Source organism: Lentzea sp. NBRC 105346 (genome assembly GCF_030269605.1).
Classification (GTDB): domain Bacteria; phylum Actinomycetota; class Actinomycetes; order Mycobacteriales; family Pseudonocardiaceae; genus Lentzea.
In genome coordinates, this window is the sequence record NZ_BSTQ01000021.1 from 126,284 (window position 1) to 152,679 (window position 26,396).

Genomic DNA, 26,396 nt, shown 5'->3' on the forward strand with positions numbered 1-26,396 from the left:
CCTCCGGCGGGTGCTTCACCAGAGATGTCGAGGCCGCCGCCGCGTTCCGGACATCACCGCCGGTGAGTTTCGTACATCCGCCCGGCCACCACGACTCCGGACGCGAACGTGATCGCCGCGACCACCCACACCGCGGTCCGCAGCCCGTACAGGTCGGCGACCACACCGGCCAGCAACGCGCCGACCGCGAACCCGCCGTCCCGCCACAGCCGGTACACACCGACGGCCCGAGCCCGCCAGCTCGGGTGCGCGACGTCGCCGATCGCGGCGAGCAGCGTCGGATAGACCATCGCGGTGCCCGCACCGAGCAGCACGGCAGCCAGCGCCCACATCCCGAACGACGAAGCAACCGCGACCACGGCGAGCGCGAAGGCCTGCACGAGCATTCCCGAAGTGATCAACCCCTTGCGCCCCAGGCGATCCGACAGCGGACCGGTCACCAGCTGCCCGAAGCCCCACACGGCCGGATACAGCGCGACGAGCACGCCGATCTGCCGCAGCGAAAGCCCGGCGGTCGCGAACAACACCGGGAACAGGCCCCACGCCAGACCGTCGTTGAGGTTGTTGACCATGCCCGCCTGGCTCGCGGCCGACAGCGCGGGTTCGCGGAAGCTCGTGCGCACGAGGACTTCCCGGTTGGTGATCGACTCGAACGTGCGGGCCTCGAACCGGGCGTGCTCGTGGGTCTCGCGGACGAGAACCAGCGACAGCCCCAGGCCCACCGCGACGTAGGACAGGCCGAGCAGGAACGGCGCGGGGCGCAGGCCGTGGCGGGCCGCGAGGTAGCCGGTGATCAGCGCGGTCATCGCGACCGCGATGTACCCGGCGGCCTCGTTGAGCCCCATGGCGAGGCCGCGCCGGGCGGGACCGGCCAGGTCGATCTTCATGATCACCGTGGTGGACCACGCGAGGCCCTGGTTCACGCCGAGCAGGACGTTGGCGAACACCACCCAGCCCCAGTGCGGCGCCCAGATCAGCAGCAACGGCACGGGGATCGCGACCAGCCAGCCCGCGAGGAGCACAGGTTTGCGGCCGAAGCGGTCCGACCACGTGCCGGCGAAGTAGTTCGTCGCAGCCTTCGTCAGTCCGAACGCGAGGATGTAGGTGAGCGCGGCGCTGTAGGCGACCAGGTGGAACTCGCGTTCGGCGAGCAGCGGCAGGACCGTGCGCTCCTGCCCGAGCACGCCGCCCACCATCGCGTTGACCGCGACCAGTAGCGAGAACTGCGCGAGGTTGGCGCGCAGCCCCAGCCCGATGCCGGTCATGCCTGCCGCAGCACGGCGAGGTCGCGGTGACCCGCGCGTTCGAGGATGCTGGCACCGCTCATGGCCCGTTCGCCGTGTGCGCACATCACCACGGTGGGCTCCTTCGACAGCTCCCGGCCGGGGAGCTCGCCGAGCTCGACGTGGACGGCTCCGGGGACGTGGCCCGCCGCGTACTCCCTGTCCTGGCGGACGTCCAGCACACGTTCGCCGTTCAACTCGGCGACGAGCCTGGTGCGGGCGAGGTCGCCGGTCCACTGCGACAAGGGAAACTCTCCGCTCAGGTCGTAGCCGATCTTCGCGGCCTGCCAGGCGATCTCGGCCGGGTCCTGGTCGTCCCCGCGGACGATCACGACCGGCCGGTCGGCGGGCACCAGCCAGCCCAGCCAGCTGGCGAACGACGGGCGCAGCGCGATCGACAGGGATCCGGGCACATGCCCGGCGGCGAACTCGGTGATCGGCCGGGTGTCGACCACGACCGCGTCCGCGGGAATCTCGCCCAACGGGGCCAGCCTGACACCGTCGAGCAGGGCCGCGCCGCACCGGTTGAGCTCGGGCAGCCGGCCGAAGTAGGCGGGGTAGCTGCCGAGCGAACCGAGCAGTTCCGCGACGAACGCGTCCTCGGACTCCGCGCGCAGCAACGAGTTCGTCGCCTTCTCCCGGCCGATCGTGCTGATCCGCTCGGCACCTGGTGGCGCGGAGCAGAACGACCCGGCACCGTGGGTCGGCCAGACGGTTGTTTCCTCCGGCAGCGTCGCGAGCCGTTGCAGCGACGAGAACTGCTGGCGCGCAAGGATTTCGGTCTGGTCCGGTGCGACGAGGTCGGTCCGGGCGGCCGAGCCGACGATCAGCGAGCCGCCGGTGAACACGCCGGCTGGGCGGTCGCCGTCGAGCAACAGGAACGACACGTGCTCATGCGTGTGTCCCGGAGTCGCGAGGACGCGCAGCCGCAGGCCACCGAGATCGACCTCGTCACCGTCGTGCAGCCCGACGTGCTCGAACTCCCGCTCCCCCGCGGCCGACGCCAGGACTTGAGCCCCCTCGGTCGCCGCGAGCTGAAGGGCGCCGGACAGGAAGTCCGCATGCAGGTGAGTGTCCGCCGCGAACGCCAGGCGCCATCCGCGATGGGCCGCGATCCGGTGCACTTCCCGCAGGTCACGGCTCACGTCGACGGCGAGCGCGCGGCCGTCGCCGAGGTCCACGAGGTACGCGGAGTTGCCGAGTCCTTCGTCCACGAGCGGCACGACGTCCATGTCCTACAATATTCCACGAATGATTGGAGGACGCTATGGGAGATCGGGCGGCCAAGACCGCGCTGTTCGAGCAGTTCGCACGCGTGACCAAGGCGCTGGCCAGCGGAAAGCGCCTGGAGCTGGTGGACCTGCTGGCCCAGGGTGAACGCACGGTCGACTCGCTCGCGAAGGCCGCGAACCTCGGGCTGTCCACGGCGTCCGCACACCTGCAGACCCTCAAGCACGCCCACCTCGTCACCACCCGCCGCGAGGGCACGAAGATCTACTACCGCCTAGCGGGTGACGACGTCGCGGCGTTGTTCGCGCTGGTCCGCTCGGTCGCCCAGGACCGGCTGGCCGACCTCGAGACCGCGCGCTCCGCGTACCTCGGACCGGACGACACCGGCTACGTGACGCGCGAGGAGCTGCTGCGGCGCGCGCGGTCCGGGACCGTCACGGTGCTCGACGTGCGGCCGGCCGAGGAGTACGCGGCGGGGCACATCCCCGGCGCGATGTCCGTGCCGCTGGCGGATTTGACTGACCGGCTCGCGGAGATTCCAGCCGACCAGGACATCGTCGCCTACTGCCGCGGCGCCTACTGCGTGCTCGCGCACGACGCGGTCCGGCTGCTCACCGCGGAGGGCCGCGCGGCTCGCAGGCTGGTCGACGGCATGCTCGAATGGCGGCTCGCCGAACTTCCGGTCGCAATCTGATCGAGCCGTGTCGAGATCGGGCGGGTTCGATCGTCTTCACCTCGACGACGAGAGGACCGCGATGTACTACATGCTGCTGATCTACGAATGCACCGACCGTCCGCAGCCCGGTGACCCCGGCTTCGAGCAGGCGCTCGAGCGGGTCAACGCCTACGCCGACGAGTGCCGCAGGCGGGGCGTGTTCGTGGCGGGCGACCCGTTGAAGAAGGCGAGCACGGCGACGACCGTGCGGGTGCGGGAGGGCAAGACGATGCTCACCGACGGGCCGTTCGCCGAGACCCACGAGCATCTGGGCGGGTACTACATCTTCGACTGCCGCAACCTCGACGAGGCGCTCGAGCTGGCCGCGATGTGCCCGATGGCGCAGACCGGGTCGATCGAGGTACGGCCGCTCGACCACATCCCGGGCCTCACCCACGGCGTGGCATGACCGATCTCGCGGCCGCCGCGGTCGAGCGGGTCTACCGCGAGCACCGCGCCCGGATGCTCGCCGCACTGGTGCGGGTGCTCGGCGACTTCGAGCTAGCCGAGGACGCCCTCCAGGAGGCGTGCTCCCAGGCGTTGCGCAAGTGGCCCCGCTCGGCCGTGCCGGACGACCCGCTGGCCTGGCTGCTGACCGTCGCCCGCAACCACGCGATCGACCGCGTCCGGCACGCGGCGATGGCGCGCACCAAGCTGGAGCCGCCGCGGGAAGTGGTGCCGATGAACGACAAGCAGCTGATCGACATCGGCGACGAGCGCCTGAGCCTGATCTTCACGTGCTGCCACCCGGCCCTGGCCGAGGAGGCGCGCGTGGCGCTCACCCTGCAGGCGGTCGTAGGCCTGACCGCGGCCCAGATCGCGCGGGCGTTCCTGGTCGGCGAGTCCACTCTGGCCCAACGGCTGGTGCGCGCGAAGCGCAAGATCCGCGACGCCGGGATCACCCTCGAGGTCCCGGCGGATCACCTGCTGCCCGAACGGCTGTCCGGCGTGCTCGCGGTGGTGTACCTGATCTTCACCCAGGGCTACACGACGCGCGACTCTTCGCTGCGTCAGGAGGCGATCCGGCTGGGCAAGCTGGTCGCGTCGCTCATGCCCGACGAACCCGAGGCGATCGGCCTGGTCGCGTTGCTACTCCTCCACGACTCGCGCAGCGCCACCCGCTACACGGACTCGGGTGACGTGGTGCTGCTGGAGGACCAGGACCGGTCGCGCTGGGACTTCGCCTCGATCGACGAGGGCGTCCGGCTGCTGGATCGCGCGCTGCGGTTCGGCACACCGGGTCCGTACCAGCTGCAGGCGGCGATCGCGGCGGTGCACACGCAGACACCGCCCAACTGGTCCCGGATCGCCGCGCTGTACAACGACTTGCTGATGCTGGCACCGACGCCGGTGGTGGCGCTGAACCACGCGGTCGCCGTTGCGATGGCGGACGGTCCGGCGCTCGGGCTCGCGTTGATCGACGAGATCTCGGACCTCGACCACTATCACCTGCTGCACGCCGCCCGTGCGGACCTGCTTCGGCGCCTGGATCGCCTGGACGAGGCCGCCGACGCGTACCGCCGTGCCCAGTCGCTGGCTACCGACCCCGCGGACCGGCGCTTCCTGGCCGGCCGGTCGCTCGAACTCGGAAATCGTTGAAGTTGGCTGTCGAGTTCGTCCTTGGCCGCTCGTCCTTGGTGCGTCAGATCGCATCTTGGTGAAGGGACACGGTCATGCCTGGAGAGGTCAACTGGTTCGAGCTGCCCGCCGAGGACACCGCGCGGGCTCGTGAGTTCTACGGCCGGCTGTTCGGCTGGCAGACCAGCGAGATGGGTGGCGACTACCACGTCGTCACCAACGGTGCCGCTGGGGCGATCGCCGCGCGCGACGCTCAGTTGACGCAGCCCCGGCTTTACTTCCACACCACCGACATCGAGGCGTCGGTCAAGCTGATCGCTTCGCTCGGCGGGAAGAGCGAGGACGTGCAGTCCGTGCCCGACGTTGGGCGGATCGCGCACTGCCAGGACGATCAGGGCACGCCGTTCAGCCTGTACGAGCCGGCCTGATTCAACGGACCGCGGGTGGCGCGCGTCTGGTTGGCATGGGCCACCTCGAAGCCAGACGTCGCGCCTACCGCGAGCGGGTGCGTGCGGAGTACCCGGAGTCGGCTGAACCCCTCTGGGCTGAGGAACACACTGGCGTTGTGTGGCTGGCGATCGGGTTCCTGCTCGGCGGTGTTGCGGTTGCGGCGTTCGCGGCCGACCTCGTTGACGTCTGGTTCGATCGACTCTTCTGCGGGCCTGGCGGATGCTATCCGTTGCTTTTGACGCTGTCGGGGTGGGCGTTCGCCGCGTTGCCTCTGGCCGCATGCGTTGTGGCGCCTCGGTATGCGGTGCACGTTTGTGCGTTCTTGCTCGGCTTCCTTGGTTGCTACTTCTGGACTGGGGCGGCTGATCATCCGTGGCAGGACTCGTTGTGGCCCTTGCCGGTTACCTACTTCGTGGTGTTTCTGCTTGCCGCGCCTGGTAGTTGGGGGCTTGCCTGGTTGTTCGCTCGGACGTCGAGGGCTCGGTTGGCTGTCGCTGCTGCGTTTCACTGGGTGCTGTTGGCTGGGATCATCGTGTGGTTGGCCTAGTTGGGCTTTGACGCGGCTGCGCCGCGACACGTTGGCATTTTCGCGCACGCCCGGCGCTAGGGCGCCGGGCGTGCGCGAAAATGCCAACGTACCGAGACGGTGGTTGGCTGCCGTCGTGGTCCCGATCCTGTCCAGACTTGCGTTCGTTCGGTGCGGTTGCGGGCGTGGTCGCCATGAGGTGGCTTGAGTTGGCACCGTTTTTCCCATGCGTCAGCTCACCATGTGCAGTGGGTTGCGTCTCGGCTGCCGTAGCGGGTCGAGGAACGCCGGTGGGATGAAGTACGGGATCCCGTTGAGCAGCTTCACTTCCCAGTCGCTCTGGTGGATCAAGTCGTGATGTCGTCGGCAGAGCAGCACGCCGTTGTGCAGGCTCGTCTTGCCGCCATCGGCCCAATGCTTGATGTGGTGGCCTTCGCAGTGCCGTGGCGGCCGGTCGCAGCCCGGGAAGGCACAGCCCCGGTCTCTCGCGACGAGCGCTCGGCGTAGGCCGCTGTTGAACAGCCTGGCCTTGCGGCCGACGTTCAGGGGTTGCGAGCGGCTGCCCATCACGATCGGGATGACGCCTGCTTCGCAGGCGAGTTTGCGGAGTTGCTTGACCGGGATGTGTTCCTGGTTGTCCAGCACCGCCTGACCCACGTTGGCCTTGAGGTCGTCGTAGGAGACGGTGACGGCCATGGTGACGGTCTCGCCGCCGTGCTCGGGCAGTACGTCCGCGCGCAGCACCAGGTTGATCAGTTCGGCGAACGCGTCGCCCTGCCGCTCGACCAGGCTGCGTGGATCCGGGCCCTCCGGACCGGCCGGATGCGGCTTGGCCAGCGGGTCCAGCGCGGCCCGGAACGCCGCGCCGATCACCGGGTCGACATCGCCCCAGAACCTCAGGCGACCGCGCTGATCGCGCAGCACCACCTTGTTGACCGGCGGCTCCGGCTCCTTGTCGACCGGTTCCTCGTCGTTCTGGAACATGCCGTAGACCAGCCGCTTGCCGAGCTTGCGGGTGATGCGCGGCTCGTAGTCCCGGCCGAACTCGACGACCAGCCGCTCCACTTCGGCAGCCTGCTCCGCCGGGGCATCCACCGGAAGGCTCTTCATCACCTCGGCGACCGCCGCCACGTGCTCCTCGGTCAGCTGCCCCTCGGCCATCGCCTCGGCGGTGGCGGGCAGCTTCGGCTCGATCTCGGCCCCGGACGGCCCGACCTGAGCAGTGAGCAGCCGCGCGGTGGCCACCTTTGCCTGGGAGAATTTGGTGTCCCATTGCACCAGGTGCTTGAACACCTGAGCCAAGTCCTTGTGGCCCAATTCGGCGGCCAGGCCGCGTCGATCCATCTCACCGATGAAGCGCAGCTTCATCTCCGCACGCACCCGATCCTCACGCTCCATGTCGACGAACCTGCGAAGCAGTTCGTCGTTGGAGAGAAGAGCAAGGCGTTGATCGCTCACGTGTTCGACTCTACCGCAAGATCACAACCAAAAGGGCCGTCTACCTGCGAAAACAAGCCACACGATCGGGTGAACCTCTTTCAAAAACGATCAAAACGCAAGCCACCTCATGGCGACCACCCACGCAACCGCACAACACGAACGCAAGTCTGGAACGGATCAGGACCACAACGGCGGCCAACCACCGTCTCGGTACGTTGGCATTTTCGCGCGGACGCGGCGCCCTAGCGCCGTGGCCGCGCGAAAATGCCAACGTGTCGCGGCGCAGCCGCGTCCAAGGCTCATCCGGCCGACCGCAGGAACGCCAACACGGCTGCCACCCGACGATGCACAGGCTCATCCGCAAGCCCAAGCTTGGAGAAGATCGAGTTGACGTGCTTCTCCACGGTCGACGAGGACAGGTGCAGAGCCCGCTCGATCCCGGTATTCGTCTTCCCCTGCGCCATCTCCCGCAACACGTCCAGTTCCCGGGCCGTCAACGACCCCAGCGGCGAGGCAGCAGCCCGAGTCCGCCGAGCCACCAGAGCCTCGACAACAAGCGGGTCGATAAACGACCCACCACGAGCCACCTCCCGCAAAGCCCGCACGAGATCCTCAAGATCGCCCAAACGATCCTTCAGCAGATAGGCCAACCCAGCAGTCCCGTTGCACAACAGGGCAAAGGCGTAACTCTCATCGGTGTGCTGAGACAACACGGCCACACCGATCGAAGGATGCTCGGCCCGGATCGAGTGCGCGGCCTCGATGCCCTCCATGTGATGACCGGGCGGCATCCGAATGTCGGTCAGCACAACCTGAGGCCGGAACCGCCGGACAGCATCATGCAGCTCGGAAGCGGACCCCACGGCGGCGAGCACCTCAACCTCCCCGGAGTCCTCCAACAACCGCCGAGTCCCCTCGCGGACCAGGTAGTTGTCCTCGGCGATCACCACACGCAGGAGTTCACTCACAAGGCAGCTCCGCAAGCACTCGGGTCCCCGACGAGCCGGACAGGGTCAAGGATCCCCCCAGCGCCTCCACGCGGTCACGGAGATTGGTAAGCCCGTGCCCGTTGCCGGACCCGAGCCCAACACCCGAATCCTGCACCGAAACCTCCAGCCGTCCATCCACAGCAGACAAAGACACCACGGCATCCGAAGCACCCGAGTGCTTGACCACGTTGGTAAGCGCCTCGCACACAACGAAGTACGCAGCACCTTCCACGTCGGGGCCCAAGCGTCGATCCCGCAGCTCCGGCGAAGCGTTCACGGTGACGGTCAACGGCAGCCGATCAGCACGTGCCTCGACGGCAGCCACCAGACCACGGTCGCTGAGCACCGGCGGATGGATGCCATGGGCGAGCTCGCGCAGGTCCGCCAGGAGCTCGCGAGTATCGGACTGCAGCTCATCGAGCACGTCACCGACCGGACGCGCTCCACGCAGAAGCTGGTTACGCGCCAAGCGGAGTTTCATGATCAGAGCGACGACCTGTTGTTGGGCACCGTCGTGGATGTCGCGCTCGATGCGCCGACGCTCCTCGTCCTGCGCGGTAACGATGCGAGTACGCGACAAAGCGAGCTCGTCGACCTGGGCGGCAAGGCGGGCGGTCAGCTGGACGTTCGAAATAGCGGTCGCCGCCTGCCGCGCCAGGGTGACCAGCAGCTCGCGGTCGGCCGGGCCGTAGCCGCCTTCCTTGGAGCCGCACTCGATCCGGCCGGCCACTGACCCCAGCGGCACGGACAGCACCGGATCCCCCGAGACGACACCGGCGACGGCAGAGGTGCTCGGCAGCGCCACTCGGACCCATGACGCCGCTAGTCCTTTGTGGACTGTCTCGGCCAGGCGCGGCAGCAGCTCCCCCAGCTCAACCGTCTGCTCCAAAGCCGCGCCGAACCGGGTGACCAGCTCGTAGCGGTTGACCCGCTCGCCGAACACCAGGCGGTTGGCGACCCGTTCGAGATACTTGCGCAACGGCTGGAACGCGGCCGCCGCCACGATGGTCAGCACGACGGCCAGCTCGACCGGGATCTGGTCACCGAGCGCCAGGCCCGGCGCGACGCTCAGTCCGATGTAGACGGCCGCGATCGCCAGCGACAGCAGGCCGAACGCCACCGACCGGCGCACGACCAGGTCGATGTCGTACAGCCGGTGCCGCACGATCCCGACGACCACGCTCACCGGCACCATCAGGAGGAAGACGATCGAGATCCCGCCGAACAGCTGCACCCACAGGGGCCGTTCGGGGAACCGGCTGGCGAGCGCCTCCTCCAGCCCGAAGCTCACGATCAGGCCGATCGTCACGTACATGAGCAGCCGCATACGCGCCCGCTGCTCGGCGTCCGCCTGCAAGAACCGCACGAACAGCACGCTGACCAGCACCGCCGCGCCGTAGTAGCTCAGGTACAGGTCGGCCAGTGGCCCGCCGAGCGGTGCCAGCCAGGGCACGAAGAACGGGCTCGGCACCACCGGCGGCGTCGGGAGGAGATAGACGTCGATCGCCAGGTTCGGGGCGGTGATCAGCAACAACGGCGGCATGGCGAGGTGCAGCCACACGGCCCGCAGCGCCCAGCGCTGCCACGTCCGCTCCACCACGCCGTCCGGGAACGACGCCAGCAGGAGCACGGCCGAGATCAGCGCCAGCATCCCGGTGTACTGGTAGATCAGGTTGGCCCACCAGAACCACCGGCCCGGGCCGTTCGACTCGAACGCCCGCTGGATCGGGATCTCGACGCCCGCGTTCACGGCCAGTGCGGTACTCATCAACAGCATCCGGCGGGCCTGCGGGTGGTCGGGGCGCTTTCGCGCCAGCCACACGCCGACGACGAACAGCGGCAGGATGCCGAGCGCCACCCAGCTCAGTCCGGCCACGGTCCCGTGCGGGCCGGCGGCCTCCCCGAGCCGCAAGCCGATCGCGACCGCCAGCCCGGCACCGCCCAGCGCGGTGCCGGCATACCACGCGATGCGGGGCCAGGAGGGCACGACGGAATTGTGTGCCCACCACGATCCATCGCGCCACGGGGACAACCCCCACCCAGACCCCGCGGAAAACCGCCAGACGGCTGTGCGACCGGACCGCGTTCCCGCGCGACGGACGAAACCAGACCATTTCCGGCGAGAGAGGAAGTGGTGGTCATGAAGGTGATGCGCAGGCTGATGCGGATGGGCAACTCGCTCGGCGTCTCGCTCTACCGCCGGTCACACGGCCGCATCAACGGCAGCGGGAGGGGTCTGCCGGTGCTGCTGCTGACCGTGCCGGGCAGGCGGAGCGGGCAGCCGCACACGGTCCCGGTCGTGTACATGGAGCACGACGGCGCCCACCTCGTGATGGGCTCCGGCGGCGGGTCGAAGCCCGAGCCGCAGTGGATGCGCAACCTGCGGGCCGCGTCCAACGCCACGATCCAGATCCGTGACGACGTCCGCGAGGTCACGCCGCACGTGCCCACGGGCGCGGAGCGCGACCGCCTGTGGCACGACGTGGTCCTCGCCCGCGCGCCGTTCTTCGCCGACTACGAGCGCAAGTCCGGCCGCACGATCTCGGTCGGGGTGCTGCGATGAGCGCGCGGACGTGGGCGGTGGCCGCCGGGATCGCCGGGCTGTTCGCGAACCTCTCGCTGGTGCTGTTCTTCGCCATCGACCAGCCGTGGCGGCCGCAGCCGTATGGGACGGGCTGGCTCGGTCCGGTGAACGACATGCTCGTCGTGATCCAGTTCGCGCTGCTCGTTCCGGTGGCGGTCGCGCTCCGGCGCGGTGCGGCGATCGCCGTGCCGGCGATGGCCGCGGTGGTCGCGCTGCAGCTGTTGCTGATCGTCGGCGTGCTGTCCTTCGAGGTCGAGGTGATCCCCGTGGTCGCCTGTTTCGCGGTCGCCGTCGGGTGGGCGTTCGTCGTGAGCAGGCGCGCCGGACTGCCGCGCCCGGCCGCCCGGCTCGGCACCGCCGTCTCGGTCGGCTACCTCGCGGGCCTCGCGATCGTGCTGCTCGCGCTGCTGCTGCCGTGGGGATCGACCGCCCAATGGATCGTGCTGGCCGTCGGGGGACTCATCGGAATCTTCGGCTACGTCGGCTTCGGCGTCTGGCCGCTGTGGCTGTTCAAGGAGGAGAGATGATCACCGACACCGTCGCGCCCGAGGTCGTGCTTCCAGGACCACGCAAGTCGTTGCGGGCACTGCGGATCGTCGCCGCGGTGTGCGGCGTGTCCGCGGTCGCCCAGCCCATGCTGGCCGGGCTGTACCTCAGCGGCGTCATCGACGCGCTGTTCCCCCACGGCCGCAACGGCGACGCCATCAGCGTGTTCACGCTCATCCAGCTGATCACCGCGATCATCTTCGTGTGGCGGGGCCACGGCCGGCGGTGGCCGTTGTGGGCCTCACTCGCGATCTTCCTCGCCGTGATGGTGCAGATGCCGCTCGGCATCGAGGGCATCGTCGCGCTGCACGTGCCACTGGGCGTGTCGATCGTGGTCAGCCAGGTGCTGTTCACCGTGTGGGTGTTCCGCGCGGACGCGGGCAGGCGGCGGTCATGACCCTCTCGCGACGCGGTTTCCTGGGAGCGCTGGGCATCTCCGCGCTCGGCGTGTCCAGCTTCGGCGGCGCGCTGCTCCCGGCCGGGCAGACCGCACAGTTGCTGCGCAGCCGGGCGCGGCTGCCCGAACCGTTCACGGTGCCGCTGACGATCCCGCCGCCCGCCCGGCAGATCGCCACCGATCACTACGAGATCGTGCAGCGAGCCGAGTCGTTGGAGATCCTGCCCGGCCTGCGCACCCCGGTACTGACGTACGACGGCCACTTCCCGGGACCGACCGTGGTGAGCCGCCGCGGCCGCGCGATCACCGTGACGCATCGCAACGAACTGGACGTGCCGACCGTCGTGCATCTGCACGGCGGCCACACGCCCGCCGAGAGCGACGGCTTCCCGACCGACCTCCTCATGCCGGTTTCGGGCGCGCACCAAGGGCATGCGATGCACGGCGGCGGCATCATCGCTCACGGCACGCGGGACTACGTGTATCCGTGCGACCAGCCGGCGGCGACGCTCTGGTACCACGACCACCGGATGGACTTCACCGGCCCGCAGGTCTACCGCGGGCTCGCCGGGTTCCACCTCGTGCACGACGACGAGGAGGACGCGCTGCCGTTGCCGAAGGGCGAGCGCGACCTCCCGTTGATGATCACCGACCGCGCGTTCGCCGAGGACGGCTCGCTGCTCTACCCGTCGCGCGGTCCTGAGGTACCAGGCGTCACCGAGGAGTACATGGAGGGAGTCCTCGGTGACGTCATCCTCGTGAACGGCAGGCCGTGGCCGGTACTGGAGGTCGACGCGGCGCGCTATCGGCTCCGTTTGCTCAACGCCTCCAACGCGCGCCGCTACCGGTTGACCGGCCTGCCGTTCACCCAGATCGGCTCCGACGGCGGCCTGCTCGAACACCCCGTGTCGCTGAACGAAGTGCTGATCGCACCGGGCGAGCGGGTCGACGTCGTCGCCGACTTCTCCGGCCTGGCAGCCGGCACCGAGGTGATCGTCCACAACGGACTGGGCAGCGGAACCACCGCGCAGGTCATGAAGTTCCGCGTGACCCGCCGGGTCCAGGACGACAGCCGAGTGCCGGACGTGCTCACCCGGTTCGAACGCCTGGACCCCGCGAAGGCGGTCCGCACCCGCGACTGGCGGTTCGGCCGTGGCAAGCACGGCGGCGGTGACAACCACGGCTGGCTGGTCAACGACCGGCCGTTCGACCCCTACCGCGCGGACGCGACGGTCCGGCTGGGTGAGGTGGAGATCTGGCGGTTCAGCACCGACCTCCACCACCCCGTGCACGTGCACCTGAACCCGTTCCAGGTCGTCTCGTCGTCACGAAGCGAGCCGCCCGTGGGGTGGAAGGACACCGTGAACCTGGGCCCGGCCGAACACGTCGAGGTGGCCGTCCGGTTCACCGACCACGCGGGCAGGTTCCTGGTGCACTGCCACAACCTCGAGCACGAGGACATGGCGATGATGGCGAGCTACGACACCGTCTGACCCGGCCGGTGGATGCCGAAGGTCCACTCGAAGCCCTCGGGGTCCAGGACGCGGAACCGGTAGTTGAACGGCGTGGTCTCGGGCTTCCACACGACGGTCGCCCCGGCGTCGACCGCCCGCGCGAACACCGCGTCGACGGCGGCCTCGTCGGCGACCGAGAGGTAGAGCCCGAGCCCGCTCGTGTCGCCCTTGCGCGGCGCGCGCTCGTAGCCGTCACGGTCGGAGAACACGATGATCGCGGCGTCACCACGCCGCAACTCCGCGTGCGCGACACCGCCCTGCTCGTCGGGGAAGCGCGAGGTGGTCTCGAATCCGAAGGCGTCGCCGAGCCAGTCGATGGCGGTGCCGGCGTCGCGGTAACCGATGTATGCGTTCAGTTGAGTCATGACCCGAGCATTTCGGGCGAAGCGGTCAGTTCCCGACCTGAATTCATCTCGGCCGTGGCACGGAACGGAGAACTCACCTGAAACGTCCCTTCGACAAAGGCGATAGGTGAGCTAGCGTCCCGCCGTCGAAGGGAGCCGTCGTGACCGACCGCGGCGATCGGATCGTGAGCGTCCTGCAGGACGCGTTCGAAGTGCTGATGCTGGCCGACCCGGCCGCGTTCCGGCACAAGTTCCGCAAGATGGCGGCCTCGCCCTGGGCCTTCTACCGCGGCAGCGCGTGCCTGTTCTACGCCGACATGGCCGGCGAGCCCGACGAGTGGGCCGACGACCGGACGGGCCGGGTGTGGATCCAGGGCGACCTGCACGCCGAGAACTTCGGCACGTACATGGACTCCGAAGGCACGCTCGTGTTCGACGTCAACGACTTCGACGAGGCGTACGTCGGGGCGTTCACGTGGGACCTCAAGCGGTTCGCGGCGAGCATGGCGCTGCTCGGCTGGCGCAAGGCGTTGCCGGACAGCGTGATCAAGGACCTGATCCGCACCTACATCGCCGCCTACATCGCCCAGGTACGAACTTTCGCGGAGAAGCCGGGCGACGAGCTGTTCAGCCTCCGCCTGGACACGACTGACGGCGTGCTGCGCCGGGTGCTGCAACGAGCGCGGCTGGCCACCAGGGTCGGCCTGCTCGACGAGAAGACCATGATCGTCGACTTCGAGCGGGTGTTCCGCCGCGACAGATCGGGCACGCGGGACGTCCCGGACAACGAACGCGCGCGCGTCGAGGAGGCCTTCGCGGCGTATCTCGACACCATCCCCAGCGGCAAGCGCGCCACCAGCAGCCTCACCTACGCGGTCAAGGACGTGGTGGGGCGCAGCGGGTTCGGCATCGGCTCGGCCGGGCTGCCCGCGTACAACGTGCTCGTCGAGGGCCGATCGCAGGCGCTGGAGAACGACGTCGTGCTGTCCATGAAGCAGGCCAACGTCGCGGCGCCCAGCCGGATCGTGCACGACGACTACATCCGCCGGTACTTCACCGACCACGGGCACCGCACCGCAGTGTCCCAACGCGCGCTGCAGGCGCACGCCGACCCGTGGCTCGGCCACACGCAGATCGACGGCGTGGGCTACATCGTGTCAGAGCTGTCGCCCTATCTGTCCGATTTGGACTGGTCCGATCTGACCGAGCCGGCCGACATGCTGCCGGTGCTCGGCTACCTCGGCCGCGCGACCGCCAAGATGCACTGCGTCGCCGACTCGGACTCGTCGCAGACACTGGTCGGGTTCCAGGTCGAGGAGGCCATCGCGGCCGCGATCGGGGGCCGCGACCAGGAGTTCACCGACTGGATCGTCGAGTTCGCCCTGCGCTACGCCGCCCAGACGCGCGAGGACCACGAGCTGTTCGTCGACGCGTTCCGCGAGGGCCGGATCAAGGGCGTGGACGCGACCGCCTAGTCCGCCGAGGCATGACCGGGCCGGTCAGGCGCCACTAACTGTTCGTGAACGCGTTCCGCGCAGGGCGGATCAAAGGCGTGGACGCGACCGCCTAGTCACGCCGACCACGACCAGCAGCACCAAGCCGCGCAGACAAATGCGGCGTGGCCGGGCCGGTCAGGCGCCACGAACTCTTCCTGAACGCGTTCCGCGAGGGGCGGATCAAGGGCGTGGACGCGACCGCCTAGTCACGCCGACCACGACCAGCAGCACCAGACCGAGCAGACACATCCCGAAACTGATGGCGTAGGTCGACCGGAACCCCAGCACCTGCGCCACCCCCAACAGCGGCCCGGCGATCATGCCGCCCGCGGTAGCCGAATTGGTGAACACCGTGGTGGCGTGGCCGGGCCGGTCGGGCGCGAGGCTCTGGAAGTACGAGATGCCGACGCCCATGATCGCGGAGATGCCCGCGGCGTGCAGCAGCTGCAACGCGGCGACGTGCCAGATGTTCTGGGTCAGCAGCATGGTGACGTGGTACGTCACCGCGATCGCCCCGCCGGCGAGCACGATGCGGTGCAGGTCGCCCCGGCGCGCCAGCATGCCCAGCCCCAGCATCATGGGGATCTCCAGCGCCGCGCACAGCCCGAGCACGAGGCCGGCTTCGCCCTCCGTGCCACGCAGCACCTCGATGACGAACAACGGCAGGCCGGACACCGCTAGCGCCGTGGAACCCTGCAGGAATGTGAACGACGTGGCGGCCAGGAGCATCCCGCCGCCGCCTTCGTTCGACAATGTCGGCGCCCGTTCGACATCGGGCAACGTGGCCGCGAGACCGGCGACGAGCGCGTAGAGCAACGCCGTCACGACGTAGAGGCCGGTGAAGCCTGCGAGGCTCACGATCAGTGCCGCGAGCGGCGGCCCGGCCACCCAGGCGACCGAGATCAGCGTGCGCAGGACGCTGACCACCATCGACTCGCCGGCGAGCTGCCGTCCGTACGCGAAGAGCTGCGGCAGCAGCGACGAGGCGATCGCGACGAACGTGACCGACGCGGCGAGCAGGATCCAGTAGTCGCGCAGTACGGCGAACAGGGCGTACCCGAGCAGGCCGGCGAGGCCGCCCAGGATCATCACGCGCCGCCGTTGCACGCGGGTGTCGGAGAGCTTGCCGATGATCGTGCTCGCGACCACCGACGCGACCGGCGAGAGGAACATGAACGTGCCGAGCGCGAGCGGCGAGACGCCGACTTCGCGCGTGAGGAACAGCGAGCCGAACGGCAGCGCGAACGCCGTCGACACCCCGATGACCACGCTGATCACCGCGAGCTGGAGCACGGACCTCGTGCGGAAAGGGTTCTCGCGAGTCAGCGTCACGCCCCGCATCGTGCAACCTGACCCATCAGTCAGGAAACATAGTTTCCCAATATGCGAGCTAAACCACTGCGGTGACCACGGTGGCGGTATAGCGCATGGTGAAGTCGCCGATGTCCATGCTTTTCAGCAGCTCCGCCTGCTGGTTCGGCGTGAGCTGAGAGAACCCGCCCATCGTGGGCACCTGGTCCAGCCACTCGGCACGGGTGTAGGGACGCTCCCACTCGAACTCCCAGTACTCGGGTTCGCCGAGCCCCATCCCTTCGGCGGCCCTGCGGGCCAGCGCGCCGTACCCGTCACCGGACGGCGCCACGCCGATCACCCGGTGGAAGACCGCGATGCACTCGGGCGGCAGGTGGAAGGCGTTCCAGAACACGGCGAGCCGGCCGCCAGGCCGCAGCGCCTCCTTCGCCTTGGCCGCGCCCGCGACGGGGTGGATCCAGTGCCATGTCTGACCGGAGATCACCAGGTCGAACGTGCGTCCGGCGGGATCCCAGTCCTCGAACCGAGCGACCTCGACGTCCACCCCGGTGCCCCGAGCGAACGACGCCATCCGTTCGTCGATCTCGACACCGAGCACCGTGCATCCGGCCTTCGCGAACTGCCGCGCGGCGATGCCGGTGCCGCAGCCGACGTCGAGCACGTCGCGCCCCGGACTGGCGGCGATGATCCGGTCGACCATCGCGTCCGGATAGCTGGGCCGGGTCCGGTCGTAGCGCTCGGGATCCTCGCCGAACGACGAAGCCCAGCTCCGCGCCTGCGCGGAGTCGGGCGAAAGTAAAGTGGGCATGCGCCCACGGTAGTGGGCAAGCGCCCACTCGACAAGAGGAGTTCGTGGTGCCGACCGGGGTCGCCCTGCGCGACGTGCGCGAGCAGCTGTTCGCCGCCGCCGATCGAATCCTGCTGCGCGACGGCCCCAGCGCGTTGACGAGCCGGGCGGTCACCACGGAGGCCGGCTGCGCGAAAGGCGTGCTGCACAAGCACTTCGCCGATTTCGACGACTTCCTCGCCGAGTTCGTGCTGGCTCGGGTCGACCGGATGGACCCACAGGCCGCCGCCCTGCGCGAGGTCGCGGGTGACGGCACGGTCGAGGACAACCTCACCGACGCGCTGATCGCGTTGTTCGGCTCGGTCGCCGTCGCGATCGTCGCCCTCGTGACGTTCCGCGACGAGCTGCGCGCCCGCCTGCGCCGGTCGCTGCCCGCCGGGGTCCCGGTGCTGACCGAGGCGGCGACCATGATCGGGGACTACCTGTTCACCGAACGCGATCTGGGACGCATCGCCGCGGACGCCGACGTCCACACGTTGTCCGCCATGCTGATCGGGTCCGCCCACCTGCTGTTCGCCGACCGGGACGGCCCCGCGCCGGAACGCGACGCCGTCCGCAAGGTCGTCGGCGCGGTGATCAGCTCCGCTGGACGGGAACCAGGGTCCGGCCGTTGAGCGGCTGCGGCTCGCGCGCGTTGCCGGCCGGGAACACGGCCTGGAACCGGGCGATCGTCTCGGGCGTCACGGTGATCGGCGAGGTCAGGTACCACGCCACGCCCTCGGTGAACGGCGCGGTCGTCAGGGATCCGTTGTAGTGCAACGTGATCCGGACCGGCGACAGCAGCCGGTTCAGGTCGATCGGCGGCACGTGCACCGGCTCGCCGCACTCGGGCGCGAGCTTCGCGAGCGCCTCGTCGACGGCCGACCGCGGCCCGCCGAGCAGCGGAACGCCGATCACCAGCAGCTTGCCCGCGGCGCTGCGGTGCACCAGGTGCATCTCCAGCGGCGTCGACCGCCCGGCGAAGCGGTGCTCGGACGGCGTGTGGAAGTGGAACTGCACGAGCTCGTACCGCACGCCGGCCACGGTCACGTGCCCGGCGCCGGGCTCGACCTCGGCCTCCTCGGTCTCCTCGTGGTGGCGGGTGGTGCAGCCGGATGGGCTCGCGGCGTCCTTACGGATGTACTTCAGCTCCAACGCCGAACGCCCGTAGTCGACGTCCAGCTTCGGCTCTCTCGGGTCGAGTCGGACCGATCCCGGCGTGACATCGACGGGACTCTGGGCGGGAAGCGCGGATTCGGCGGTCGCGGTGAATCCGGCGGTGAGAAGCAGGGATAAGAACAGGGATAACTTGAGCTTCATCGGGCCACTGTTCACCCGGTCGAGCTACGCAGGAAATACCCTGTGAGCACGCTCTCACAAAGACTGTGGTTTTCCCCAGACCAGTGCGGTGCAGACGACCAGAACGACTGCCAGGCCCAGGAAGCCGGCGTCCAGCGACAGCGCGACCGCGATCGCGCCGACGAGCAGCGGGCCGCCCGCGTCGCCGAGCTCGCGGCCCACCTCGGCCGCGCCCATCGTCTGCCCCAAGCGCGATTCCGGCGTACCGGAGGCGAGCTGGGCGAACGCCAGCGGCGTGGCCAGGCCGACGCCGGTACCGATGAACACCGCAGCGGCCAGCACACCGAGAAAACCAGGGACCAACGCGGCCAGAACCATCCCCAATGCGGTCACAACAAGGCCGCCCGCCAAACCCGTGCGATCACCCAGCCGTCCGGCATCGCGCGCCCGGCCGGCCCACGGTTGCACCAGCGCGGAACACAGCGACAGCACGGACACCGCGGCACCCGTCACCACCGGCGTGAGCCCGGTATTCGCGACCGGCAGGAAGCCGACGCCGACGGCCAGCGCGGCGGTGGTCGCCGCGAGCACGACGGTCGGACGCACGAAGCTCGGCTGCGACAGGCGGCGCGCCAGGTCCACGACGGTCTGCCGGGCGCGCGGCAACGGCGGCACCGCGGGCACGACCGCGAACGCCCACAACGCCACCACCAGCGCGAGCGCGGCCAGGGTGCCGAACAGCAGCGGATAGCCGCCCGCCGTGATCAGCACGCCACCCAGCAGCGGCCCGAGCGTGTACCCGAGGCTCTTCCACGCCCCATAACCGCCGAAGGCCCGGCCGATCCGCCGCGGTGACAACCGGGCGACCAACGCTCCGGCCGCGGGCGAGAACGCCGCCGCGGCAGCGCCCTGACCGAGTCGCGCGACGCCGACCAGCGCCGGGTTTCCAGCGAGCACGAAGACAAAAGAAGCGAGCGCGAACGCGAGCAGGCCGCCCAGCAGAACCGGGCGAGGGCCGATCCGGTCGGCGAGCGACCCGAAGACGGGTTTGAGGACCACCTCGGCGCCGTCGTACAACGCCAGCAACAGGCCGAGCGTCAGCAGGGATCCGGTCGTGTACGACCCGAGGTTGGCGGCGATGCTGTGCGCGCCGAACGCGGTGACGAAACCGGCGGCGTACAGCGGTCTCAGGACTGCCGCCACCGATGCACCTCCAACGCGACGCCTACGTTCACCAGATTGTCCTCGACCGGCACCGGCAGCAGGCGCGACGCCCGCGCCAACCGGCGCAGCAACGTGTTGCGGTGCGTGTACGTCCGGGTGGCCGCGTGCGTCGCGTTGCAACCGGAGGCGACGTAGGCGCGCACCGCCTCGATCACGTCCGGGTCCGCGGACAACAGGTCGCCGAGGGTGCGTTTGACGAACCGGTCCGCGCGCTCGGCATCCGCCGTGAGCAGGGCGACGAGCTCGACCTCGTCGTGCGTCGCGAGCTGTTGCGGCGACGCCAGCCTGGCCAGCATGCGCTGCACCGTGAGCGCGTCGAGGTGGCTGCGCCGGAAGCCGTCCGCGTCCTGGCCGCTGGAGCCGAGCGCGACGCGCGCCGCCGGAAAGCGCGCGACCTCTGTGCGGAGAAAGACAACGTCCGGGGCGCCGGGCACCCAGATCCACCGGGTGGCGGCGCTGGCGAGCACGGTCAGCGCGGATCCCGAGCCGAGCAGGTCCGCCACGCGGTCGAGGTCACCGGACGACTCCGGGTCGTCGCTCCACACGATCGCGGCCGTGTGCGGCCCGGAGAGGCGGTAGCCGAGGCGTTGCTCGGCGCGGGCGGCCGAGATCGGCGCGCCGTCCAGCAGCAGCGTCACCGTCTCCAGCCGTTCGGCGTGCGTGCCGCGCGTCAGCTGTTCGCGTTCCTTCCCCATCTGCACCGAGATCGCGGCCACCGTGTCGTCCACGAACGCGGCGATCGACCGGCACGACACGTCGACCAGCTCCCGCAGTTCCTCGGGGTCGGACGTGAGCGAGAACGCGATCTGCATCCACAGCCGCAACGCGACGCCCTGCCCGGAGCGGTAGGCGTCCAGCGCGGACTCGTCGAGACCGCGGCGGATGAGGTCACGGGCGAACGCCAGCGGCGCCTCTCCGAGGTCGGCCGGCACGCGCTCCCCCGGCGCCCGGATGTTGGCCGACGCCCAGCCCAGCAGGTTGGATCGGTTGGTGCGCTTGGTCGCCGCCGCGAGCACCGGGTCCTCGGCGATCTGCTGCCGGTTCGGCCCGGACAACGTCGCCTCGTCCAGCTCGGCCAGCCACTCCGCGGGCGGGTCGAGCGCTATCTCGGCGCCCCGCCTGATCAGTTCGCGGACCCGCCGCGACGGCCGTTCCCAAGACATGGTGCATATTGCACCACAGAAGGCCTATCCAGGTGCACTTCGTGCTGGACCGCAAACGTGAAGGAGCGTCACGATGGAGGTGTTCCGCGAACGTGAGGAGCCGGTGCATGACTGACTTCGACGTCCTCATCGTCGGCGCCGGGATCTCCGGCCTCGGCGCCGCGTACTACCTGCGGCGCGAGCACCCGCACAAGACGTTCGCGATCCTCGAGGCGCGCGGGGCGATCGGCGGCACCTGGGACCTGTTCCGCTACCCCGGTATCCGCTCGGACTCGGACCTGCACACGTTCGGCTACGAGTTCAAGCCGTGGCGGGCGAAGGAGGCGATCGCCGGGGCGGACAAGATCCTCGCCTACCTGCACGAGACGGTCGAGGAACACGGCCTCGGCGACGCGATCCGCTTCCACACCAAGGCGATCGCCGCCGAATGGTCGTCCAGGGAGGCGCACTGGACGGTCGAGATCGAGCGGAACGGCGAGCGCTCCACGCTCAGCTGCCGGTGGTTGTTCTGCGCGGGCGGCTACTACCGTTACGACGAGGGCTTCACGCCGCATTTCGAGGGCCGGGAACGGTTCCAAGGACAGATCATCCACCCGCAGCACTGGCCCGAGGACCTCGACTACGCCGGCAAGCACGTGCTGGTGATCGGCAGCGGCGCGACGGCCGTGACGATCGTGCCCGCGATGGCCGAGGCGGCCGGGCACGTGACCATGCTGCAGCGCACTCCGACGTACATCATGCCGGTCCCGGCGAAGGACCCGATCGCCAACGGGCTGCGCAGGCTGTTCCGCGAAGACCGCGCCTACGCCTTGATCCGGCGCAAGAACATCCTGCAGCAGCAACTGATCTGGCGGTTCTCCCAGCGGTTCCCGAACGCGGCGCGCCGGCTCATCCGGCGGTTCAACGCGAAGCTGCTGCCCGAGGGCTATCCGGTCGACGAGCACTTCAACCCGCCCTACAACCCCTGGGACCAACGGCTTTGCGTCGTGCCCGACGGCGACCTGTTCACGGCGATCAGCCGCGGCAAGGCGTCCGTCGTGACCGACCGGATCACGACGTTCACCGAGACCGGCGTGCGGCTCGAGTCCGGCCGCGACCTCGAAGCGGACATCATCGTGACCGCGACCGGACTCAACGTGCAGGCGTTCGGCGGCATGACGCTGACCGTCGACGGCGCCGAGGTGAGCCTCCCGGACACGTTGGCTTACAAGGGCATGATGCTGTCCGGCGTGCCGAACTTCGCCTACGCCATCGGCTACACGAACTCGTCATGGACGCTCAAGGTCGGCCTGCTGTGCGAGCACTTCTGCCGGCTGCTCGCGCACATGGACGAGCACGGCTACGACACCGCGCGCCCGGTCGTCGCCGACCCGGACGCGCCGACCCGCCCGTTCCTCGACTTCGGCGCCGGCTACATCAAACGCGTCGTGGACCAGCTGCCGAGGCAGGGCGGCCGGGCGCCTTGGCTGACGTCGATGAACTACTTCAGCGACGTGAAGCTGTTGCGCCGCCTGCCGGTCGAGGACGACGAGCTGCGGTTGTCCCGCGCCGAGGTCCTGCGTTAGCTGAAGATCGCCGGGTCGCTGACGCCGGGCGCACCCGTCTCGACGTGCCCGGCGAACCGCCGCAGATACCCGCTGTCCTCTGCGGACACCACGGTCACGTCGTACCACCGCTTCGACGCGGTCAGGTCGATCGTGCGGGTCACGTTCGACCCCTGCCCGACCGTGACCGTCTGCGTGCCACCGTATGCGTTCGTGATCTTCAGGTGCCGGACCGGACCGGGGTTGGTGAACCGGAGCACCAGGTTCCCGCTCTGATAGCGAGCGGTCACCTCGGCCGCCGGCGCGCTTCCGTGGAACTCGCGAAGAAACCCGTTCGGACCGTGCACGGTCAGGTCGTAGACACCGTTGGAATACAACGTGTTCCAGGTGTCCGACAGCTGCTTGCCCGCCTCGGTCGTGTACGTCCACGGACCGTCGCCGCGGTTGCGCGCGGTGATGTAGAACTGCGCCCCCGCCTTCGCGCCGCCGCTGACGGTCAGCGTGATCTTGCCGCCGTTCACCGACGCGTCGGCGATCGGCGCATACGGCAACGGCCGGGTGCGCCTGCTCCCCGGTTCCTGCTTCGGCATCGACGGGTTCACCGGCGGCGTCGGCACGTAGTCGGGGTGCCGCTCGCGGTCCGGCGGCTCGTAGCCGCGGGTGTCCGGCAGCGTAACGAAACTCGTGTTCGTGGCGGTGAAGTCGAACGCGGACGTGAGGTCGCCACAGATCGCGCGCCGCCACGGCGAGATGTTCGGCTCGTGCACCCCGAACCGCCGCTCGACGAACCGGATGATCGACGTGTGGTCGAACACCTCCGAGCACGTGTAACCGCCCCGGCTCCATGGCGAGACCACGAGCATCGGCACCCGCTGCCCGAGCCCGTACGGTCCCGGCACGTACGAGAGGCTGCCGCCGTACAGCTCGGTGCTGACGTCCGTTGTGGACAGTCCCTGCGAGGCCGACGCCGGCGGGTACGGCGGCACGACGTGGTCGAAGAAGCCGTCGTTCTCGTCGTAGGTGATGAACAGCGCGGTCCTGGCCCACACGCTCGGGTTCGACGTCAGCGCGTCGAGCACCTTGGCGATGTACCAGGCGCCGTAGTTCGCCGGCCAGTTCGGGTGCTCGGTGTACGCCTCAGGCGCCACGATCCAGGACACCTTCGGCAGCCGGTTGTTCTTCACGTCGTTGCGCAGGATGTCGAACAGCGTGCCGCCGGCCTTGATGTTCGTGCCGGTGCGCGCCTTCTCGTAGAGCGCGTCGCCGGGCTTGGCGTTGCGGTAGTTGTCGAAGTACAGCAACGAGTTGTCGCCGTAGTTGCCACGGTAGGCGTCGGAGATCCAGCCCCAGCTGCCCTTGGCGTCGAGCCCGTCACCGACGTCCTGGTAGATCTTCCACGACACGCCGGCCTGCTCGAGCCGTTCGGGGTAGGTGCGCCAGCCGTACCCCTTCTCGTCGTTGCCCAGCACCGGGCCGCCGCCCGTGCCGTCGTTGCCCGTGTAGCCGGTCCACATGTAGTACCGGTTCGGGTCGGTCGCGCCGATGAACGAGCAGTGGTAGGCGTCGCAGATCGTGAAGGCGTCGGCGAGCGCGTAGTGGAACGGGATGTCGCCGCGGTTCAGGTACGCCATGGTGGTGGCGGTCTTCGCGGGCACCCACTTGTCGTACCGGCCGCCGTTCCACGCGAGGTGGCCGCCGTTCCAGTCGTGGTTGAGGTCCTGCAGGAACTGCATGCCCATGTCGTCGGCGGTCGGATGGAACGGCAGCACGTCCCGCACACCGTCCGACTGGTGCCATACGGACTTTCCGCTCGGCAGCGTCACCGGCCGCGGGTCCCCGAACCCGCGCACGCCGCGCAGCGTCCCGAAGTAGTGGTCGAACGACCGGTTCTCCTGCATGAGCACGACGATGTGCTCGACGTCGTCGATCGTGCCGGTCCTCGTGGCGGGCGCGATCTCCGCGGCCCGCGCGATGCTCTCCGACAGCGCCGTGAACGCGGTGGCGGCGGCACCCAGTCGCAGAAACTGACGGCGGTTGACCCCAGGCATGGCTGACTCCCTCGGCAGCGGCTCAGGAGTCAGATGTCACCCGTCGGTGGAGAACATCCGGCGATGTGCTGGTCAAGCCCGAACGAACTCGGGGTGACCTTCAGTGTTCGGCGGACAGAATGGCGTCGAGCATCCCCGGATACAGCGCGTCGAGGTCGTCCCGGCGCAACGTCGCGATGCGGGACGTGCCCTCGGGCGTCACGCGGATGACACCCGCCTCACGCAGCGTGCGGATGTGATGGGTGCGCGTCGACTTGGTGACCGGCAGGTCGATCGCCCCGCAGGCGCACCCCGTGCCGATCCGGTTCATCTCCCTGACCAGGTGCAACCGCACCGGGTCGGCGAGCGCGTGCAGCACCGCCTCGATCCGGATGTCGGCACGGTCGGGATGCGGCAACGCGTCACTCATGGTGCCCATAGTACGAGAACTCTCGTAGTTCGATAATTCTCGTAGTACGGTGTCCATCGTACTAACGACTTAGGGGGCACCTTGTCACGGATCCACCTGCTCGCCGCCGGAGCGTTCGCCGTCGGCACGAGCGGCTACATAGTCACCGGCGTCCTGCCCGCCGTGAGCCGGGAGCTCGACGTCTCCCCCGCCGCCGCGGGCCAGCTGGTCACCGCGTTCGCCATCGCCTACGCGATCGCCTCACCCGTGCTGGCCGTCCTCACCGGACGGTGGGAGCGGCGCTCACTCCTGATCGCGGCGCTGGTCCTCAGCGCGGCCGGCAACGCGATGGCCGCCGTCGCGCCCACCTACTCGTGGTTGCTCGGCGCCCGCGTGATCAGCGCGCTCGGCGCCGCCGCGTTCACCCCGGTCGCCACGGCGGTCGCCACCGTGCTCGCCCCGCCCGACCACCGCGGCCGCGCCGTCGCGACGGTGTTCGGCGGCCTCACGTTCGCGCTGATCGTGGGCGTGCCGCTGGGCAACATCCTCGGTGAGCGCATCGGTTACCAGGGCGTTTTCGCGGTGGTCGCACTCGTGTCGTTGCTCGGCGCGGCCGCGATCCAGCTCGGTGTGCCCCGCGTAGCCGCGCCGCCGTTCGCGGGCCTGCGTGAACGGTTCGCCGCCGCGCGCGACCGGCGCGTGCTGCTGGTGCTCGGCATGACCGTGCTGGGCTGCCTGGCGGCGTTCAGCGTGTTCACCTACATCGCGCCGATCCTGGCTTCCGTCGCGCACGTGCAGGGCTTCACGATCAGCGCGTTGCTGCTGGTCTACGGGGTGGGTGGCGCGATCGGCAACACGCTCGGCGGCCGCGTCGCGGACCGCTGGGGCAGCCGCACGCCGTTGTTGGTGATCTTCGCCGTGTTCATCGTGGTGCTGGCGACGTTGCCGCTGACGGCCGTTTCCGCCGTGAGCGCCGGGTTCGTCATGTTCGTGTGGGGCCTGTTCACGTGGTCGGTGAACCCGCCGATCCAGAACTGGCTGATCGAGCTGGCGCCGAGGGAGTCGAGCGGACTCCTGTTGTCCGTCAACGCTTCCGCGATCTACCTCGGGGTTGGCCTGTCGGGCGTGTTCGGCGGCCTGGTGATCAGCAACACCAGCCTGCTCGCGCTGCCGCCGATCGCGGCGCTGGTCGCGCTCGGCGCCTTGGGTCTGCTGCTGGCCCAGCCGCTAGACGCGGCGCGCCCACGTCACGATGAACATCTCGCCGAACATGCAGCCTGATCCCGCGTTGGCCGGGCGGTAGCCGGTCACAACCACCTCGGCTCCAGGACGCACAACGGCCCGATCGTTCACGAACAGCGTGTAGGTCTGACCGTCCACCTCCATCGCGAGGCAACTCTCGACCCCCTCGCGGACCACCCCGTGCAGCGTCTCGGCCGGGGTGCACGACGCGAAGCCGAGCAAGAGCACCACGAACACCGCGCGCCACATCGGTCCATCA

Annotated in this window: 27 protein-coding genes; 13 read left to right on the top strand and 14 right to left on the bottom strand. The window is 69.4% G+C overall.

Annotation, left to right across the window (positions count from 1 at the left end):
• Positions 1 to 53 precede the first annotated feature (53 nt).
• Both QSK35_RS36300 and QSK35_RS36305 read right to left on the bottom strand, forming a co-directional pair.
• On the bottom strand, positions 54 to 1,265 hold the full coding sequence (locus QSK35_RS36300; protein WP_285752235.1) for an MFS transporter: 1,212 nt from the start codon (positions 1,263 to 1,265) through the stop codon (positions 54 to 56).
• On the bottom strand, positions 1,262 to 2,515 hold the full coding sequence (locus QSK35_RS36305; RefSeq protein ID WP_285752236.1) for an MBL fold metallo-hydrolase: 1,254 nt from the start codon (positions 2,513 to 2,515) through the stop codon (positions 1,262 to 1,264). The genes QSK35_RS36300 and QSK35_RS36305 overlap by 4 nt, the downstream gene beginning before the upstream one ends.
• Positions 2,516 to 2,550: 35 nt before the next feature.
• Here QSK35_RS36305 and QSK35_RS36310 point away from each other — a divergent pair, with 35 nt between their 5' ends.
• The 5 genes from QSK35_RS36310 (at position 2,551) to QSK35_RS36330 (ending at position 5,803) form a co-directional block, all read left to right on the top strand.
• Complete coding sequence (locus QSK35_RS36310) at positions 2,551 to 3,207, top strand: ArsR/SmtB family transcription factor (protein ID WP_285752237.1); 657 nt, start codon at positions 2,551 to 2,553, stop codon at positions 3,205 to 3,207.
• A 7-nt stretch (positions 3,208 to 3,214) separates the two neighbouring features.
• Positions 3,215 to 3,637, top strand: a complete 423-nt coding sequence (locus QSK35_RS36315) for a YciI family protein (protein ID WP_285752238.1) — start codon at positions 3,215 to 3,217, stop codon at positions 3,635 to 3,637.
• A complete protein-coding gene (locus tag QSK35_RS36320) occupies positions 3,634 to 4,827 on the top strand; it encodes an RNA polymerase sigma factor (protein ID WP_285752239.1) in 1,194 nt (397 codons plus the stop codon). The genes QSK35_RS36315 and QSK35_RS36320 overlap by 4 nt, the downstream gene beginning before the upstream one ends.
• A gap of 74 nt (positions 4,828 to 4,901) precedes the next feature.
• Positions 4,902 to 5,234, top strand: a complete 333-nt coding sequence (locus QSK35_RS36325; RefSeq protein ID WP_285752240.1) for a VOC family protein — start codon at positions 4,902 to 4,904, stop codon at positions 5,232 to 5,234.
• A 137-nt stretch (positions 5,235 to 5,371) separates the two neighbouring features.
• On the top strand, positions 5,372 to 5,803 hold the full coding sequence (locus tag QSK35_RS36330) for a hypothetical protein (protein WP_285752241.1): 432 nt from the start codon (positions 5,372 to 5,374) through the stop codon (positions 5,801 to 5,803).
• Positions 5,804 to 6,013: 210 nt separating this feature from the next.
• On the opposite strand, the gene QSK35_RS36335 is transcribed toward QSK35_RS36330, so the two are convergent.
• The 3 genes from QSK35_RS36335 to QSK35_RS36345 form a co-directional block, all read right to left on the bottom strand.
• Positions 6,014 to 7,240 carry an HNH endonuclease signature motif containing protein gene (locus QSK35_RS36335; protein ID WP_285752242.1) on the bottom strand — a complete coding sequence of 409 codons (1,227 nt, stop codon included), beginning with the start codon at positions 7,238 to 7,240 and terminating at the stop codon, positions 6,014 to 6,016.
• 281 nt (positions 7,241 to 7,521) lie between these two features.
• Positions 7,522 to 8,172, bottom strand: coding sequence for a response regulator transcription factor (locus QSK35_RS36340; RefSeq protein WP_352244182.1), 651 nt, complete (start codon positions 8,170 to 8,172; stop codon positions 7,522 to 7,524).
• A gap of 10 nt (positions 8,173 to 8,182) precedes the next feature.
• Entirely contained in the window at positions 8,183 to 10,198 is a 2,016-nt protein-coding gene (locus tag QSK35_RS36345; RefSeq protein ID WP_285752243.1) for a sensor histidine kinase, read from the bottom strand.
• 153 nt (positions 10,199 to 10,351) lie between these two features.
• Between QSK35_RS36345 and QSK35_RS36350 the strand changes: the two genes are divergently transcribed.
• The 4 genes from QSK35_RS36350 to QSK35_RS36365 are packed head-to-tail and all read left to right on the top strand — an operon-like array spanning position 10,352 to position 13,231.
• On the top strand, positions 10,352 to 10,774 hold the full coding sequence (locus tag QSK35_RS36350; protein WP_285752244.1) for a nitroreductase/quinone reductase family protein: 423 nt from the start codon (positions 10,352 to 10,354) through the stop codon (positions 10,772 to 10,774).
• Complete coding sequence (locus QSK35_RS36355; RefSeq protein ID WP_285752245.1) at positions 10,771 to 11,322, top strand: hypothetical protein; 552 nt, start codon at positions 10,771 to 10,773, stop codon at positions 11,320 to 11,322. Before QSK35_RS36350 ends, QSK35_RS36355 begins: the two co-directional genes overlap by 4 nt.
• Positions 11,319 to 11,738 (top strand): hypothetical protein, encoded by a 420-nt coding sequence (locus tag QSK35_RS36360; RefSeq protein WP_285752246.1) that lies wholly within the window; start codon positions 11,319 to 11,321, stop codon positions 11,736 to 11,738. The genes QSK35_RS36355 and QSK35_RS36360 overlap by 4 nt, the downstream gene beginning before the upstream one ends.
• On the top strand, positions 11,735 to 13,231 hold the full coding sequence (locus tag QSK35_RS36365; protein ID WP_285752247.1) for a multicopper oxidase family protein: 1,497 nt from the start codon (positions 11,735 to 11,737) through the stop codon (positions 13,229 to 13,231). Before QSK35_RS36360 ends, QSK35_RS36365 begins: the two co-directional genes overlap by 4 nt.
• Here the strand turns inward: QSK35_RS36365 and QSK35_RS36370 are convergent.
• A complete protein-coding gene (locus tag QSK35_RS36370; RefSeq protein WP_285752248.1) occupies positions 13,216 to 13,617 on the bottom strand; it encodes a VOC family protein in 402 nt (133 codons plus the stop codon). The two genes, QSK35_RS36365 and QSK35_RS36370, sit on opposite strands and share 16 nt — an antisense overlap.
• A 197-nt stretch (positions 13,618 to 13,814) precedes the next feature.
• Here QSK35_RS36370 and QSK35_RS36375 point away from each other — a divergent pair, with 197 nt between their 5' ends.
• Positions 13,815 to 15,071, top strand: coding sequence for a DUF2252 domain-containing protein (locus tag QSK35_RS36375; RefSeq protein ID WP_285752315.1), 1,257 nt, complete (start codon positions 13,815 to 13,817; stop codon positions 15,069 to 15,071).
• 201 nt (positions 15,072 to 15,272) lie between these two features.
• On the opposite strand, the gene QSK35_RS36380 is transcribed toward QSK35_RS36375, so the two are convergent.
• Positions 15,273 to 16,424: a sugar efflux transporter gene (locus QSK35_RS36380; protein ID WP_285752249.1), complete on the bottom strand. Its 1,152-nt coding sequence runs from the start codon at positions 16,422 to 16,424 to the stop codon at positions 15,273 to 15,275.
• A gap of 58 nt (positions 16,425 to 16,482) precedes the next feature.
• Complete coding sequence (locus QSK35_RS36385; RefSeq protein WP_285752250.1) at positions 16,483 to 17,211, bottom strand: class I SAM-dependent methyltransferase; 729 nt, start codon at positions 17,209 to 17,211, stop codon at positions 16,483 to 16,485.
• A 47-nt stretch (positions 17,212 to 17,258) separates the two neighbouring features.
• Between QSK35_RS36385 and QSK35_RS36390 the strand changes: the two genes are divergently transcribed.
• Complete coding sequence (locus tag QSK35_RS36390) at positions 17,259 to 17,864, top strand: TetR/AcrR family transcriptional regulator (protein WP_285752251.1); 606 nt, start codon at positions 17,259 to 17,261, stop codon at positions 17,862 to 17,864.
• Here QSK35_RS36390 and QSK35_RS36395 read toward each other — a convergent pair.
• From QSK35_RS36395 to QSK35_RS36405, 3 genes are read right to left on the bottom strand one after another with little or no spacing between them, the layout of a single operon-like run.
• Complete coding sequence (locus QSK35_RS36395; protein WP_285752252.1) at positions 17,827 to 18,549, bottom strand: carbonic anhydrase family protein; 723 nt, start codon at positions 18,547 to 18,549, stop codon at positions 17,827 to 17,829. The genes QSK35_RS36390 and QSK35_RS36395 overlap by 38 nt on opposite strands.
• A 54-nt stretch (positions 18,550 to 18,603) precedes the next feature.
• Positions 18,604 to 19,731, bottom strand: a complete 1,128-nt coding sequence (locus QSK35_RS36400) for an MFS transporter (RefSeq protein ID WP_285752253.1) — start codon at positions 19,729 to 19,731, stop codon at positions 18,604 to 18,606.
• On the bottom strand, positions 19,716 to 20,915 hold the full coding sequence (locus QSK35_RS36405) for a PucR family transcriptional regulator (RefSeq protein WP_285752254.1): 1,200 nt from the start codon (positions 20,913 to 20,915) through the stop codon (positions 19,716 to 19,718). The genes QSK35_RS36400 and QSK35_RS36405 overlap by 16 nt, the downstream gene beginning before the upstream one ends.
• Positions 20,916 to 21,022: 107 nt before the next feature.
• Between QSK35_RS36405 and QSK35_RS36410 the strand changes: the two genes are divergently transcribed.
• Positions 21,023 to 22,480: a flavin-containing monooxygenase gene (locus QSK35_RS36410; RefSeq protein ID WP_285752255.1), complete on the top strand. Its 1,458-nt coding sequence runs from the start codon at positions 21,023 to 21,025 to the stop codon at positions 22,478 to 22,480.
• Here the strand turns inward: QSK35_RS36410 and QSK35_RS36415 are convergent.
• Both QSK35_RS36415 and QSK35_RS36420 read right to left on the bottom strand, forming a co-directional pair.
• A complete protein-coding gene (locus QSK35_RS36415; protein ID WP_285752256.1) occupies positions 22,477 to 24,507 on the bottom strand; it encodes a phosphocholine-specific phospholipase C in 2,031 nt (676 codons plus the stop codon). The genes QSK35_RS36410 and QSK35_RS36415 overlap by 4 nt on opposite strands.
• Positions 24,508 to 24,607: 100 nt before the next feature.
• Positions 24,608 to 24,916, bottom strand: coding sequence for an ArsR/SmtB family transcription factor (locus QSK35_RS36420; RefSeq protein WP_285752257.1), 309 nt, complete (start codon positions 24,914 to 24,916; stop codon positions 24,608 to 24,610).
• A gap of 81 nt (positions 24,917 to 24,997) precedes the next feature.
• Here QSK35_RS36420 and QSK35_RS36425 point away from each other — a divergent pair, with 81 nt between their 5' ends.
• On the top strand, positions 24,998 to 26,176 hold the full coding sequence (locus tag QSK35_RS36425) for an MFS transporter (RefSeq protein WP_285752258.1): 1,179 nt from the start codon (positions 24,998 to 25,000) through the stop codon (positions 26,174 to 26,176).
• Here the strand turns inward: QSK35_RS36425 and QSK35_RS36430 are convergent.
• Positions 26,123 to 26,386, bottom strand: coding sequence for a hypothetical protein (locus QSK35_RS36430; RefSeq protein ID WP_285752259.1), 264 nt, complete (start codon positions 26,384 to 26,386; stop codon positions 26,123 to 26,125). The genes QSK35_RS36425 and QSK35_RS36430 overlap by 54 nt on opposite strands.
• Positions 26,387 to 26,396 lie beyond the last annotated feature (10 nt).